Source organism: Sinorhizobium sp. CB7, assembly GCF_041357635.1.
Classification (GTDB): Bacteria; Pseudomonadota; Alphaproteobacteria; order Rhizobiales; family Rhizobiaceae; genus Rhizobium.
Genome location: NZ_JAULLL010000003.1, coordinates 59,577 through 73,382, shown reverse-complemented (window position 1 = coordinate 73,382; position 13,806 = coordinate 59,577). Strand labels below are relative to the sequence as shown.

Sequence of the window (13,806 nt, the reverse complement as noted above, 5' to 3'; positions counted from 1 at the left end):
TAGGAACAACGTTGTCGTACCGCGGAGCACGCGCTGTGGCGGATTAGCGGCCAATGAGAGAAATCAGTGTTCTCGAGGAGGAAGTTACAAGTGTCAGATATGCTGAAACAGGCCAGCCAAACACCGTTGATCGACGGCTGGACCCATATCTTCCCCCCCGCCTATTTCGAGGTCATTCAATCTGTCTCGAGCATGTCTGGCCCATTGAAGCGTTGGATGTCGCTCAAGCCTCTGTTCGATCTTGATGAACGATTTCGGCTCATGGACAAGTTCGCGGGCTACCAACAGGTTCTCACCCCCTCTATGCCGGCGTTCGACGAAATCGCCGAACCGGAAAAGGCCGCCTCCCTCGCTCAGCTGATGAACGATGGGCTCGCCGAGCTGGTACGCGCGCATCCTGATCGTTTTCCCTATTTTGTGGCAGGCCTGTCGATGGAAAGCGAACAGGCGGCACAACATGAGATCGAACGTGCGATTGAAATTGGGGCGATCGGGTTTCAGCTTCCCACGCACGTGCGCGGCGCTCCGCTCGACCACGAGAAGTTCCAGGGTATCTGGGATGCGATCGCCGCCGCCGGACGGCCCGTATGGCTTCATCCGATCAAAGGACCTGTTCCGGATTATCCCACCGAGGAAAAATCGAAGTTCGAGATCTGGTGGTGTTTCGGGTGGCCATACGAATCGACAGTCGCCATGTCACGCTTGGCGCTCTCCGGGCTTTTTGACAGTCATCCCCATCTTCGAATCCTTACCCACCATATGGGTGGCATGATCCCGTTCTTCTCAGGCCGCATTGCACAAGGACTTGGACTCGAAATGGGATCCAGGACACCTCCTTCGGACGCTCATCTGCTGCCTAAGGACCTCAAGCGGCCCGTCATTGATTATTTCAAAGCGTTCTTTGGAGATACGTCGCTGTCCGGGGCCGCCGGCGCCCTGTCTTGTGGCCTGGATTTCTTTGGAAAAGAGCGGGTCTTTTTTGCCACGGACTTTCCGTTTGACGCTGAAGGCGGAACCTATCTCATCCGAGAAACGATCCGCTCCTTCTCTGAGGCCGGCCTATCGGCGGAAGACGTGGTAATCATCGCAAACAAGAACATCAACAAGCTGGCCCAGGTGGATTTCACGTCGCAGTTTTGAAGATTCGCCTGAACCGCGGCCTGCTCGAAACATTGCTTGCGATGGATATCTTCTTGAGAAGGCTGGCCGCGGTATGAACGCTTGTCTATAGTGGCGCCCAACTCAACGACTTAACGCATTAGACGGTCGTTTTGGGTTCGGTTGCCACACCTGGCGCGGCCGAACCTTGCCCGAAGGAAAAGGATGGCTGCATGGCGCGTCGGAAAGTGAAAGGCCTCGAACTGGAAGAAGCAGTCCCGCCCGATCTGACGACAAAATCCAGGGACGCCGATCGATCGAAGAAACTCCTTCTCGAAGTGGCGCGGTCCGAATTTGCCGAATTTGGGTTAGGTGGCGCGCGCATGGCGCGCATTGCCGAAAAAGCCAATCTCGACAAGAAGCTGATCTTCTACTACTTCAAAAACAAGGAGACCCTGTATACCGAGGTCCTCGCGGAAACCTACGCGAAGATTCGACGCGCGGAGTCGGCGCTCAATCTCTCCGAGATGACTCCCTCGCAAGCCATCTGCAGGCTGACGGAGTTTACCTGGGAATATTATCTGGCGAATCCCGATTTCATCACCCTGCTGAACAGCGAAAATCTCCATCGCGCGCGGCACATCAGCGGCCTCCCTAATATCCGTAACCTCAATTCGCCACTGGTGGCCCTGCTTGACCAGATATTGAAACGCGGCGTCGAAGAGGGAACGTTCAAGCTAGGCATCGACCCCGTTCAGCTTTATATCTCGATCGCCTCGCTCTCCTACTTTTATCTCTCCAACAACTATACGCTGTCGGCCGTCTTCGGCAGGAACCTGTTCGCCGCGAAAGCGAAACAGGATCGCCTCAAGCACATAAAAGAGCTAGTCCTCAGCTATGTTAGCGTGAACCAGATTGATACCGCTCAATGACCTGTCCGCAGGTTCAATGGTAATTTCTCGGACGAGGGTGATGGCAAGGAGTTGTCCATCACCCTCCACATTGCAGCGTAGCATAGTCCGCGTTGGTCGCCAGGCTGGGCTGGAGAACACAGGCATCTTACGGTGACAGGCTTTCGAGCGATTTGCCTGCCGTTTCAATCGCAAACAGCCAGGTAATCACTGCTCCAAGGGCAAGAACCCCTCCGAAGACCGCGAAGACCGATCCAACTCCATGAGGTGTGGCCAGTACCCCAACGATCAGCGGCCCAGTGGATGAACCGAGACGCAGCCAGGCGCTGCCGCACCCAACGCCCAGGGCACGCAGGCGCGTCGGATAAAGCTCGGCTGTGTAGAGATAGAGTGAGAATGCGATCGTCTGAGCGATCGCGTAGCCGAGCGACACGAACACAAGGACGTGTTTTGCCGTGTCGGCGCCGGTGACCGCCAGGCCGGCAAGCGGCAGCACGGCGATCGCAAACGCCCAGGAGTACCAGGTCTTCCGGCCAACACGGTCGATAAGAAGCGCGCAGATGATCGAAGCCGCAACGCCGCAAGCCGAGGTGATAAAGCCGAATCCGAGGCTGGCCGACAGAGGGAGGCCGAAGGTTTCGCGGTAAAGCGTCGGCATCCAGGTGATCATGCCATTGATGACGAGATAGACACAGAACCAGAGTGACCACAGCATAAGCGTACGTCTGCGGTAGAAGCTGCCGAACATTTCCTTCCAGTCGGTTGCAACCGGCTTTGCTGTGTTGGCGACGGGCTGCGGGTCGGGAAGGTTCACGCCCCTGTTGGTTGCTGACTGTTCGAAAGCAGAAACGATCGCATCTGCCTCGACAAACCGTCCGCGTGAAGCGAGCCAACGCGGCGATTCCGGCATAAGGAACCGCAGGGGGATCATAATGACTGCGGGGACGAGACCGACGGCAAACATTGCTCTCCATCCATAGACTGGCACAATGAAATAACCGACGATCCCAGCGAACATCAGCCCGATTGGGAAGATCACTTCATATAACAGGAAGAAACGGCCTCTTTTTTTGGCGCCAACCATCTCATTGACATAGGCGCTGGCGACTGGAACCTCGCCACCCGTTCCAATCCCTTGAAAAATGCGGAATAGGATCATCCAGACTGGGCCGCCTGCGAAGAGACAAGCGATGTCCATGCTGACAAAGAGCGTGATCGTCAGCATCAGCACCCTCAGCCGGCCAATCCGCTCGGCGAGGCAGCCGAAGAAAACGGCCCCGATGAGTTGCCCCACGTAACCGGCTGAAATGATCATTCCGATCTGGCTTGGAGTAAGCTGCCATTCCTTCACGAGAACCGGCATCGCGAAAGCGATTGCCAGGACCGTGTAGGCATCAAAGAACGTTGCGATGCCGATGACGATGCGGATCATTGCCAGACGCCTCGTGATGGGCAGTCTTTCCAGCCGTGCGGTAATTGATCCCACTGAATGCAGCTGTGCTGCGTTGACGGATTGCTCCATCCATGCCTCCCTGACGTGACAATCGTCTCCCGGGTTCGTGTGAACCGTCTCCTGTCGACGACGATGTCGGTTACAACCTAGAAACTGGCGCTTACGGTACCCGACGCCTCCATGGCCCGCGCAATGCCTTTGGCGGCCGCCGTCACCGGCTCCAGTGCGAGCTTGGCAAATTCCTGTTCCGACATACGCCCCGCCGGCGACGCGACACTCAGTGCACCCATCGCGAACCCATCGACATCGAGGACCGGAACGGCGAGTATCCGCAGGCCCTCGCTGAGGGTTGAGGGACGCAATGCGTAACCGTCTCGCCTGATCTCGTCCAAGGACGGGCCGATGTCGCTCCATTGCGTAGGCCGAAGAGCGGCGATGCTCTGGCGTTGCGGGAGTGCCGCAAGTCGTCGAAGCTCCTCGTCCGGGAGGAATGCCAAAATGCTATGGCCAATGACGCTCTGATGTGCGGGAACGGTGGTGCCGAGCCTTATGTCGACACCAAGGCGGGTGACGCCTGCGCGAACACGTTCGATATAGAGGACCTCGGCGCCATCCAGTACGCCAAAGCTCACAGCTTCGCTAACGTCATTTACAAGCCGGCGCAATACGGGGCGAACGACCGATCGAAGATCCTGATGTGCGATCGCGTTGAATCCTAAATCGAGAACCTTAAGGGTCAATCGAAAACGCTTGGTTTGTTCGATGCGTTCAACATAACCAAGATCGACAAGCGTATTCAGCATCCGGTACGTGGTTCCTGGATCCAGCCTGGACGTCAACGCGACTTCGCTTAAGGTCAACTCTTCTCGTTCGGGCGCGAAAGCCTCCAAAACACGAAAGCCCTTCGCCAACGATTGCACCGTGCTGCGCAACTGCTCCGGATCTGGAGCGGCGCGCAGGTCGATCGACGTTGCCGAGCGGCCTCTTCCACCCTTTGAAGATACTGACAAGATCCTGTTCCATCCCAAAGTTTCGGAATGCGAAAAAGTTTTCGCGCACAAAAAAGCATAGCCGAGGGCAGGCCAATGTCAATTCTCCAAATGGTGAAATATGAACAACTGCGCTCGGGTCAGAAAATGGCTCCGAGTTTCGCCAAAGCACGCGCGCTGCGAGGTCCGCACCAATTGGTCAGTCCATGTCCGATCGCCTGGCGGGTCTGCTCGATACATTGAACTGAAGAAATCACCCTCGTTATGGGACTCCACCAAGACGCTTGACCCCGCCAGATCTTCTTCTGAAAGATAACCGCGTTGAGTCCTAAGACCGCAGGAGGCTTGCGGTCGTCTCTGCCATAGCGCGTATTGTGGTCAAGGCGGTCGGGAAAGATCAGTGCTCGCCTTTCCACCGGCGATCCGAGCGAAGTTCACGGTCGACAAAATGGCAGACGGCTCTTACCTGTCGAGGCTTCTTTCCGGCACAATGGACAGATAGCCGCTCTCCGCAAGTACGCGCTGTGTTGTCTTTTCGAATGCCGAAATCTTCAAATCGCTTATGTCGGTCCGAAATCCCACGAAAAGTCGTCCGTTTTCGATCTCCGGTGCACAGGTCAAGAAATGGATTGTACCGGCCGCCGCGTAGCGCTTTGCCATTGGTGTCGGCAATATTCCGGCCCCGAGCCCAGCCGACACCAGTTCGGCGATGACAGCGACGCTGTTGCAGATGATTATCCTGGCGGGTTTCAGGCCAGCGAGCGCAAACCAATGAGTGACTTGGCGATACATAGCCGATGGGGGCGGATTCGAGATGATCGGCTTGTCGGCGAGTAGTTTTGGCGTGACAGTTCCGTGGAGGCTCCATGCCGTTGGAGCGACCCATCGTGTAGGCTGTGGCCCAAGCGGGCGTAATTCCAGCTTTTCATTGCCCAAGGGATTGAGCAGGACTGCGACGTCCAGCCTATTTTCAACCAGCAGCGTCTCGAGCGTCGTGCTCGTGGAGACGATCCATTCCGGCTCCAGCCCGGGATAATCTTCTGACAGGCCGGCAAGCAGCGGTGCAAGACATGTAACTGCAAATCCTTCCGCTAGACCGACCCGCAAAGGACCAACGACTTTCGGATCGAACTCCTGCTCCTGGATTCCGCGCATCTCCGCCATGATCATTTTGGCCCGCGGTAGAAGATCGCGGCCTTGGACGGTCATTTCCAAGCCGCGACTCGTTCGTTGAAACAGTTCAACGCCCAGTGACGCGTTCAGCTCTTTAAGCCTGAGGGAGACCGTGGGTTGGGCGAGGTTGAGCTGCCCAGCCGCCTTTTGCACGGAACCGAGCTGCGCGGTCCAGTAAAACGCTTCGATCTGAGCAAGCGTGATACGCAATATTTAAAATTCCTATATCAGAATCTTTAAACATCAAATTTGATCACGATTGTCAATGTAGCTAACAGGGCAAGAGGAAATCAGTTCAAGCTTTGGGGAGGAGCAATTTCATGGGTGACGGCAGCGACATCATCACAAAGGCACGCAAGAGGGTCATACCAATCCTGCTGCTTTGCTACCTTGCGGCGTTTCTTGATCGCGTGAACATCGGCTTCGCGGCTCTCACCATGAACGCAGATCTTGGGTTCAGCGCATCCGTGTTTGGATTCGGTGCCGGTATATTCTTCTTAGGTTACGTCTTATGCGAACTGCCGAGCAACCTGATGCTTGCCAGGGTTGGCGCGCGTGTCTGGATCGCTCGTATCCTGATCAGCTGGGGCATACTATCCGCTCTCACGGCATTCGTCTGGTCTCCGGCGAGCTTCTATATCGTGCGGATTTTGCTGGGCGCGGCCGAGGCGGGGTTCTTCCCCGGCATCATCTTTTACATCACGCTTTGGTTCCCACGCGCCTATCGGGGATCAACCTTTGCTCTTTTCAACGTTGCGGTTCCTCTCGCATCCGTCATCGGCGCTCCTTTATCGGGACTGATCATAGACCATTTCGAGGGCGTCGCGGGCCTGCACGGCTGGCAGTGGATGTTTCTGATCGAAGCACTGCCTGCAATTGTCATGGGCTTCGTCGTCTTCTTTAGGCTACCGGAGTCGCCGAAAACCGCAGATTTTCTGACAAACGATGAACGCCTCTGGCTCACGAAACAGCTCGATGAAGATAGCCTAAATCAAGAAGCAACCGAGCACTTCTCGGTTGTGCGAGCGCTTGTCGATCGGAGAGTCCTGCTGATGTGCCTGATCGCCGTGGGACTTGTCATGGGTACGACTGGCATCGCGATCTGGATGCCTCAGTTCATCAAGCAATTTGGTCTTTCTAACCTCCAGACAAGTTTTGTTGCAGCGATCCCGCCCGCTTTCATGGCGATTGCCATGATCCTCGTAGGTCGCCATTCCGACCGAACCGGTGAGCGGGTATGGCATACTGCCGGACCATTCATCGCCAGTGCCGTCGGCTTTCTGATCGCCGCATTGTCGATCAATCCGATCATTGCAGTCATCGGTCTTACGATTGGCGCCGCTGGCATCGGCGGAGCGTCTCCGACCATCTGGACATTCCCGTCGACACTGCTGACTGGAGTGGCGGCGGCTGCGGGCATCGCACTTATCAACTCCGTCGGCAGTACAGGAGGGTTCTTCGGTCCATCCATTATCGGCTGGGTGCGCGATGCCACGGGCGGGTTTCAGGGTGCGCTGCTCTTCCTCGCAGCCGTCATGGTGACAACCGCAGTGGCGATATTGGTTCTCGGGTACACCATGAGGGAGCTTCTCGCGCGCCACGATCGAGGCGGCGTTGCAGCAAAGGCGTAAAAATGAAGATTAATGAAATTCGTCTCTATCATCTGGCAGCCGTGCTGCCGGAGCCCATCGGCAACGCGCTTGTCTCGTTTCCGAAGAGGGAGACGCTGCTGGTTGAGGTTGTCGCCGGTGATCTCAAGGGTTGGGGCGAAGCGTGGCTATCGCCTCAGACCGCGGCGGCCGTCATCGAGTTCCAGCTGGCAAAACATATCCTGGGCAAGGATCCCACCCATGTTCTATCACTATGGCATGACATGTGCCGGACAGTCGAAGGCGAGACCGCGGCTGCGGGAATTTCGGCGCTCGACATGGCTCTGCACGACTTGGCGGCACGTGCCCATGGAATCCCGCTCTCAACCCTGCTCGGCGGTGCTAAACGCAGCAAAGTTCGGGCCTATGCCAGTGGCCCCTTCTTCAAGCCTGGTGGCCACCCGTACCGCGACTTCGAGAGAGAGATTGATGGCTATCTCGCCGAAGGGTTTAGGGCGGTAAAACTGCGAAGCGGCTTCAACATCGACGACGATGCCGTAGCAGTACTCGCCGCCAGGCGGCAGATTGGATCAGACTGTGATCTTATGGTCGATTTCAACCAGTCGTGCTCCGCACGCCGCGCCATCGCCACAGCCGCGCTTATGGACGAGGCCAATCTGTTGTGGATCGAAGAACCAACGAAACCAGGCGACATTGCGGGGTATCGCCTGGCGGCCAATCACATCGATGTGTCGATAGCCGGCGGAGAGACATTTACCAAGGCTTCAACCTTCCTTCCTCTGCTGCAGGATGGATGTATCGACATTCTCCAGCCCGATATAGCGATCTGCGGCGGCCTGACGGGTGTCTCGAGAGTGAGCATGCTGGCGGATATTTACGATCGCCCGCTCATCCCACATGTTTGGGGTAGCGCTGTCAATTTTCACGCGGCCCTGCATCTCGTTTCGACGCTTCCTGAACATCGGGGCGGCGGGCGTGGGGCGTTTCCCTACCTGGAATTCGACGTGGGCCCGAACCCGTTGCTCGATTTGGCTGGTAGGCCTCAGCTTGATGTGAGTGGCGCCGTGCATCTTCCTGACGGACCAGGTTTGGGTATCGAAATCAACGGCGAGGAACTTGAGCGTTACATCGTTGAATGCAGGCGGGTTGCATAAGGGAAGTCCAACTTAGCAAATACCACCATCGGAATGCTCTATCGTGCGCGTGAAGGTACTCTTGACGGTCTATCGGCGGCGGCACGGAAGACGTGGGCTTCGCCATAGCCTGATTCCGCGACCGGATCGAGCTGGCGTGTCGGCCAAATGTCACGGTGCTGAGCGCCGGTGCGCTCGCACTAGCAGCGAGCTTACCAGGGTCACGCTGAACGGCTCATTCTTCCTGTGAGGATGTCCGCGGTGCAGGGCCTCCGACCACATGCGATTTTCTATGCGCGATCCGTGGTGTAATCCTCAGCAACCCGTCGAACCTCTCGGAGTATGTTTTTCAACGGCGGATAGAATGTCTCTCCGCTTCTGTCGTCCTCTTGGATGAGCATGACCGTCGTTGTCTGCTCTTCAGGCAATAAATAATAGGTGGTTATGCTGTATATTCCATCTCATGCATTGTCCGAATGAACGGGTATCCGAAGATCATACTTGATGATCTGCGCCTCTCTAAATTCCATGACTCTTCCCCTTTGAATAAGAGGCGCCTCCCCCGCGATTTCCGTAATAAAGGCAATGTCGTTTTCGATTTTCCAGTCTGTACTGAGCTTCCTTCCAAACTGCCATTTGATGATGTGGGAGATTGCGGATAGGACTGATTGCGATGGGCGAGCCCAATCTGCAGCGGATCGAGGTTTTGCCGAAAGTCAAGGCCGGGATCGTGTCGACGGCGGATGTTCTGGAGCTTCCTAGGATAGTTGGACTTCGTGGTGACGTCGAACTTTGCGGAAATAATCTTTTGCGCGCTGACGCCGCAGCCTCGAGACCCGGTCAAAGAACAGGACGCCGTTTGTATGGTCAACCTCGTGCTGCACGCAAACCGCAAGCGGCCCCGTCGCGTGCAAATGGTGGTCTCGCCCATCGAGGTCACGATAGGATATGTTGACCTCGCGGTAGCGCGGAACAGGAATACCGTAGCCTGGCATTGACAGGCAGCCTTCTTCACCAATGACCAGATCTTCGGAAACGCTAATGATTTCAGCGTTGATCATGGCAAGACGGTGACGCTGCTTGTGGCTGTCTAGTGTGTCGATCACGACAAGACGCAAAGGTTTTCCGATCTGCACTGCAGCCAATCCCGCTCCCTGCTCACGATCCATGATCGCGAACATTTCCTCCGCCAACCGTTTGACGGCTTCGTTGACGACATCCACCGGCAGAGATGGCCTGCACAGCAAGGGATCATCTATGGGCAGAATAGGAGCGTCCGGCATTGCTTTCACGTCTCGGTCTGAGTCACGGTCGAGCTTAGCATTGCCTCGTTACGTCCGCTACAGCAGGCGAGATATCTGCCGATATACGTCATACCACCGCGTATGAACCTTTGGCGCACTCGCCCGCTCGGTATATTATTGGTCAAGATTTCTGAGCGGAACCTGACTGCCGCCGGTGTTTTGATCACGGCGCGGTAGCGAACTGAACTCCTGGAGCTAGCCCGCCCGGACGGCTTCGGCGAACTGCAGTGGCGTGATGCCGTAGCTACGCCTGAAATGCTTCGTCAGCGCACTTTGATCGCAAAAGCCCGCCGCCAGTGCGCTCTCAGCCAGCGCATATCCCTGCTTGAGATGGCGGCGGGCGGCGCTTAGGCGGAACTGGATCAAATAGGCGTGCGGCGTGAGCCCGACAGTACGCTTGAACAAATCTATGAGTTGAAAGCTGGTCAGGCCGGCGACACACGCAAGTTCCTCAAGAGCTAGACGTTCGTCGTGTCGTGCGTGCATCAACTCGATCACCCGATCGGCCGTCCCCTGGCGCCCGGTCCGGCCGAGCCCCGCCGCTGCCATAACGCAGGAACAATTCGCTGAAGGCATCAATCAGAGCTTCCTCGGTCCGCACGCTGTCCTCGTCCACCTCAAGTGTGCGATGCAGGCGGCTGAACCGAGCGATCAAATCGGCATTCTCGAACATGCTTCGCGTGAAATAGGGCGCGGTTTCGATACGCAAACGACGAGCAATGTGCGTGGCGGCTTGTTCGGTGAGGTAGAAGGAACGGTAGAGCCACCGCTTGCTATGCCCCATGCGTGCCGACTGTCGCTCTTGCGGATTGGAAACGAACAAAACGGAAGGACAGACAGGCTCCACGACGTGCCGACTACTTACTTCAGCGCCACCGGCCTCGGTAATGGCGATAACGAAAGCATCATGCATATGTGGAGCATAGTCGTGCGTTGTGAAGTCCGCGTGCATGAGACTCATACCTGGAACACGATCGCTGTACCAATACATCGCGCGATTCCTTTTATCTCGGCGCGTCACCTCGGGAATCCGCCGTTATGACGAATCTCCACGTCGATGCCGCAGCATACATACTTTGCTCAATGCCTGGCGACCCTGCAATTCGCCGCGGGAACGGGAAGTTCGGTACAATTTTCGCCAATACGCATCGCTGAACCACAAGGTACAGAACAATGGTTACCGGCCCAAACCTGTCGTTCTCCAAGGGCTCTGGCTGTGGCGACGAGATCGGTGGAGAATAAGCTGCGTAGGCCGCTTCCAGCACGAGGCATTTGCGGAGTTGGGGGCACGACCTTGTAGGCGCGCTCGTCTGACCGCAAAGTCAGCAGGAAGGTCTCCGAGCATACCTCCCCTATGCTTGCCACAGTGGGAAGCGCGGCGGAGGCTACGAAACTGAATCAATCGCCAGGAGAATGACATGATCGCCCGAACATGGCACGCACGAGCTACGACTGAAAAGGCAGACGAATACTCTCGCCACTTCACGACCAAGGTTGTTCAGAACCTCAAGAATATTGCGGGAAGCAAGGGTGCGTATCTGATGCGCCGCGTCGTGAACGGTGAGGTTGAGTTCGTGGCCGTAACTCTTTGGGACTCGATCGAAGCTATCAAGACGTTCTCAGGAGACGATCCCGAAGTCGCCCATGTCGAACCCGAAGGACAGGCAGCGCTGAGCACATTCGATGAATTCGCCAGGAACTACGAGATCGTCTGCAACTCCGTGGACGGTGCATAGAGTGTCTCCTCTATTTTCCTGAGAGATTACTTTATTGCCGGTAATGTTAATCTTCTAATCAAGCGCGCTAGGCTGTCGTGAACTGGGCTTTGGAATCGTAGTGCGATTTGTCTGGATGGCACCACTCCGCGATCATCCGAAAGACTGCGAAGCAAGGGCGAAAACTATCGGAGAACCGATGTTTGGGCTACCATAGGCGGCCGCCTCGCAGGAAACCATGGTTGTTACGGTGTCAAAGACAGACATTCCGCTTTGCTGCACGAAATCGGCGAATGGACCTGTGTCGAAATGCGTATCGAGCCGGAGAAAGCTGCCAAAATGCGCGGCGACATGCGGCTGAACGACGGCAATTGCGCCTTCGTCACAATAGGCAACGACAGGGCCGACGACGTAACCTCGGCCAAACCGGCGCCGCATGGAATAAGCCATAAGCCTGTCGCCGTCATAGAGACCGTAGCAGATAGAGCTCTCGAACAGCCGCAGAAGATGCCGATGGCGCGGTGTACCGAAAGCAGGCTCATCCAGAGCGACGACTGCATCTAGATCATCGCGTTCGAGCCGCCTCAGTTGAAGCCCCGGCTTGAGACTGCCGATCTCGGGCACGGCGACAACCTCGCCCTGACACTGAAAGACCGTTTGTTTCGGCGTAAATCCAAGAGTTACGCACATCCGGCGCGCCGCTCTCGTGGCATTCAGCCTGAACCTTTCATGGTGGCATTCAGCCAGCATCCGTTTGACGAGCCATTTGGCCGTACCGTTCGTTTGCAGCCGCGGTGCGGTAATCAGCATGCCGAATGTGGCGAAACTCTCCCCGTGCGGGAACCACATGGTCGAACCGGAGACTCTACCGATTTCGTCAAGCGCCACAAAGCCGCGGCCGACATCCCGCAGGTGCTGCCAGTCCTGCGATCGATGCGGCCACCCCACCGACATCGAGAGAGCTTGAAGCTGTGACAGGTCGACATCCTTAATGTCGGCAAAGCGCATTTCGAATGCATCGACATGCAGTCTCTCGGGTACTTCTGTATCCATTCGTGATCCAGCCGCCATCTGATCTGCCGCCTGCATATTCGCGCATGCCGGCATTATGCTTGGCCGACCTTAGCCGAGACCCTGCAAAACATTTGACTGCGTATGCAAACGGCGGCGCAAGAATTGACCGTATGAGCTGCACTTTCGGCAGCTATTCTTCTAGCAGGCGCTTAACCTTGCCCTCGATCACTACGTCACTCCCACAGGCGTTGACGGCAATCGGACATGGGAACACCTCGATGCGCGCCCCGGACATCTTGGCAAAACTGGTCAGTTTCGAGTCGGTCGTCGGAACGCCGAATAGGAACATCGTTGAGTGGATCAGGGGCTACCTGAGATCCTTCGACATCATGGTTGAGATCATTGCCGGCCCTGAAGGCGACCGGTCCAACCTTTTTGCGACGATCGGTCCCCGCGACAAGCCGGGTTATGTCCTCTCCGGTCACATGGATGTCGTGCCGGCCAACGAGACGGGCTGGACGAGCGATCCCTTCGTGCTGCGCGTCGACGGCGACAGAGTATACGGTCGCGGCACCAGCGACATGAAGGGATTTCTGGCCACAACCCTGGCGGCTGTGCCCACGCTTGCCGCAAGCCCTCTCATGCGGCCGATACATCTTGCCTTCTCTTATGACGAGGAGGCAGGTTGCCGCGGCGTTCCGCACCTTATTGCGCGCCTGCCGGAGCTTTGCGAAACGCCGCTGGGCGTCATTGTTGGGGAGCCGAGCAACATGCGCGCCATCCTCGCGCACAAGGGCAAGGCTGCGGCTCGCGTCACCGTGCAAGGGCGCTCCGGTCATTCGTCGCGACCCGATCTGGGGCTCAATGCGATCCATGCCGCCGGCGAGGTCTTGCAGGCAGCCGTTTCGACCGCCCACGCTCTCGCACAAGGACCGTTCGAAACAGAGTTTGAGCCACCCCATTCCTCTGTCTCGGTTGGCACCATCTGCGGCGGGCAGGCTGTCAACATCATTCCCGACCTCTGTACGTTAGAGATCGAAGCGCGGGCGATTTCCAACGCAGACCCGGCTGCACTGCTTTTTCCAGTGCGCCAAGCCGCTGCCGCGCTTGAGCACCGGGGATTCCAGGTCGAATGGGAAGCACTGAGCTCCTACCCCGCCCTCTCCCTTCCACGGGCGGCGCCCCTTGCCGATCTACTGACGAAACTGACGGGCACCGAACCGCTGCCGGCCGTCAGCTATGGCACGGAAGCCGGGCTCTACCAACGCGCAGGCCTGGAGGCGATCATCTGCGGTCCGGGCGATATCGGACGCGCACACAAGCCGGACGAATTCATTCTCATGGATGAACTTACCGCCTGCCAAGCCCTGGTCGAGGCTCTCGGTCACCGTTGCCGGACGTGATGC

At 57.0% G+C, this 13,806-nt stretch carries 13 protein-coding genes; 6 read left to right on the top strand and 7 right to left on the bottom strand.

Annotated features, from left to right (window positions below; translation table 11 throughout):
* Nucleotides 1–99: 99 nt before the first annotated feature.
* Together AAE029_RS07505 and AAE029_RS07500 are read left to right on the top strand one after the other, a co-directional pair.
* Nucleotides 100–1,140: an amidohydrolase family protein gene (locus tag AAE029_RS07505; RefSeq protein WP_371072495.1), complete on the top strand. Its 1,041-nt coding sequence runs from the start codon at nucleotides 100–102 to the stop codon at nucleotides 1,138–1,140.
* A 206-nt stretch (nucleotides 1,141–1,346) separates the two neighbouring features.
* Nucleotides 1,347–2,030: a TetR/AcrR family transcriptional regulator gene (locus AAE029_RS07500; RefSeq protein ID WP_371072201.1), complete on the top strand. Its 684-nt coding sequence runs from the start codon at nucleotides 1,347–1,349 to the stop codon at nucleotides 2,028–2,030.
* 127 nt (nucleotides 2,031–2,157) lie between these two features.
* On the opposite strand, the gene AAE029_RS07495 is transcribed toward AAE029_RS07500, so the two are convergent.
* From AAE029_RS07495 to AAE029_RS07485, 3 genes are all read right to left on the bottom strand, one after another.
* Nucleotides 2,158–3,531 (bottom strand): MFS transporter, encoded by a 1,374-nt coding sequence (locus AAE029_RS07495; protein WP_371072200.1) that lies wholly within the window; start codon nucleotides 3,529–3,531, stop codon nucleotides 2,158–2,160.
* 77 nt (nucleotides 3,532–3,608) lie between these two features.
* The gene (locus tag AAE029_RS07490; protein ID WP_371072199.1) at nucleotides 3,609–4,472 is read right to left on the bottom strand and encodes an IclR family transcriptional regulator; all 864 of its coding nucleotides are present in this window, start codon (nucleotides 4,470–4,472) and stop codon (nucleotides 3,609–3,611) included.
* A gap of 441 nt (nucleotides 4,473–4,913) precedes the next feature.
* A complete protein-coding gene (locus AAE029_RS07485; RefSeq protein WP_371072198.1) occupies nucleotides 4,914–5,834 on the bottom strand; it encodes a LysR family transcriptional regulator in 921 nt (306 codons plus the stop codon).
* Nucleotides 5,835–5,944: 110 nt separating this feature from the next.
* Here AAE029_RS07485 and AAE029_RS07480 point away from each other — a divergent pair, with 110 nt between their 5' ends.
* Nucleotides 5,945–7,255: an MFS transporter gene (locus AAE029_RS07480; RefSeq protein ID WP_371072197.1), complete on the top strand. Its 1,311-nt coding sequence runs from the start codon at nucleotides 5,945–5,947 to the stop codon at nucleotides 7,253–7,255.
* A 2-nt stretch (nucleotides 7,256–7,257) separates the two neighbouring features.
* On the top strand, nucleotides 7,258–8,388 hold the full coding sequence (locus AAE029_RS07475; protein WP_371072196.1) for a mandelate racemase/muconate lactonizing enzyme family protein: 1,131 nt from the start codon (nucleotides 7,258–7,260) through the stop codon (nucleotides 8,386–8,388).
* Nucleotides 8,389–9,125: 737 nt separating this feature from the next.
* Here AAE029_RS07475 and def read toward each other — a convergent pair.
* From def to AAE029_RS07460, 3 genes are all read right to left on the bottom strand, one after another.
* Complete coding sequence (def, locus tag AAE029_RS07470; protein WP_371072195.1) at nucleotides 9,126–9,650, bottom strand: peptide deformylase; 525 nt, start codon at nucleotides 9,648–9,650, stop codon at nucleotides 9,126–9,128.
* A 216-nt stretch (nucleotides 9,651–9,866) separates the two neighbouring features.
* Nucleotides 9,867–10,157: a helix-turn-helix domain-containing protein gene (locus AAE029_RS07465; RefSeq protein WP_371072194.1), complete on the bottom strand. Its 291-nt coding sequence runs from the start codon at nucleotides 10,155–10,157 to the stop codon at nucleotides 9,867–9,869.
* Nucleotides 10,123–10,662: an AraC family ligand binding domain-containing protein gene (locus AAE029_RS07460; protein WP_371072193.1), complete on the bottom strand. Its 540-nt coding sequence runs from the start codon at nucleotides 10,660–10,662 to the stop codon at nucleotides 10,123–10,125. Before AAE029_RS07460 ends, AAE029_RS07465 begins: the two co-directional genes overlap by 35 nt.
* 427 nt (nucleotides 10,663–11,089) lie before the next feature.
* Between AAE029_RS07460 and AAE029_RS07455 the strand changes: the two genes are divergently transcribed.
* On the top strand, nucleotides 11,090–11,407 hold the full coding sequence (locus AAE029_RS07455; protein ID WP_371072192.1) for an antibiotic biosynthesis monooxygenase: 318 nt from the start codon (nucleotides 11,090–11,092) through the stop codon (nucleotides 11,405–11,407).
* Between the two features lie 132 nt (nucleotides 11,408–11,539).
* Here the strand turns inward: AAE029_RS07455 and AAE029_RS07450 are convergent, their stop codons facing one another.
* Complete coding sequence (locus AAE029_RS07450; RefSeq protein WP_371072191.1) at nucleotides 11,540–12,439, bottom strand: GNAT family N-acetyltransferase; 900 nt, start codon at nucleotides 12,437–12,439, stop codon at nucleotides 11,540–11,542.
* Between the two features lie 239 nt (nucleotides 12,440–12,678).
* Between AAE029_RS07450 and argE the strand changes: the two genes are divergently transcribed.
* A complete protein-coding gene (argE, locus tag AAE029_RS07445) occupies nucleotides 12,679–13,803 on the top strand; it encodes an acetylornithine deacetylase (protein WP_371072190.1) in 1,125 nt (374 codons plus the stop codon).
* Nucleotides 13,804–13,806: the final 3 nt, after the last annotated feature.

Bases quoted from the DNA above. Each gene is read 5' to 3' on its own strand.
- AAE029_RS07505 (WP_371072495.1), top strand. From the start codon at position 100: ATGCTGAAACAGGCCAGCCAAACACCGTTGATCGACGGCTGGACCCAT.
- AAE029_RS07495 (WP_371072200.1), bottom strand. From the start codon at position 3,531: ATGGAGCAATCCGTCAACGCAGCACAGCTGCATTCAGTGGGATCAATT.
- AAE029_RS07480 (WP_371072197.1), top strand. From the start codon at position 5,945: ATGGGTGACGGCAGCGACATCATCACAAAGGCACGCAAGAGGGTCATA.
- AAE029_RS07475 (WP_371072196.1), top strand. From the start codon at position 7,258: ATGAAGATTAATGAAATTCGTCTCTATCATCTGGCAGCCGTGCTGCCG.
- def (WP_371072195.1), bottom strand. From the start codon at position 9,650: ATGCCGGACGCTCCTATTCTGCCCATAGATGATCCCTTGCTGTGCAGG.
- AAE029_RS07465 (WP_371072194.1), bottom strand. From the start codon at position 10,157: ATGCACGCACGACACGACGAACGTCTAGCTCTTGAGGAACTTGCGTGT.
- AAE029_RS07460 (WP_371072193.1), bottom strand. From the start codon at position 10,662: ATGTATTGGTACAGCGATCGTGTTCCAGGTATGAGTCTCATGCACGCG.
- AAE029_RS07455 (WP_371072192.1), top strand. From the start codon at position 11,090: ATGATCGCCCGAACATGGCACGCACGAGCTACGACTGAAAAGGCAGAC.
- AAE029_RS07450 (WP_371072191.1), bottom strand. From the start codon at position 12,439: ATGGATACAGAAGTACCCGAGAGACTGCATGTCGATGCATTCGAAATG.
- argE (WP_371072190.1), top strand. From the start codon at position 12,679: ATGCGCGCCCCGGACATCTTGGCAAAACTGGTCAGTTTCGAGTCGGTC.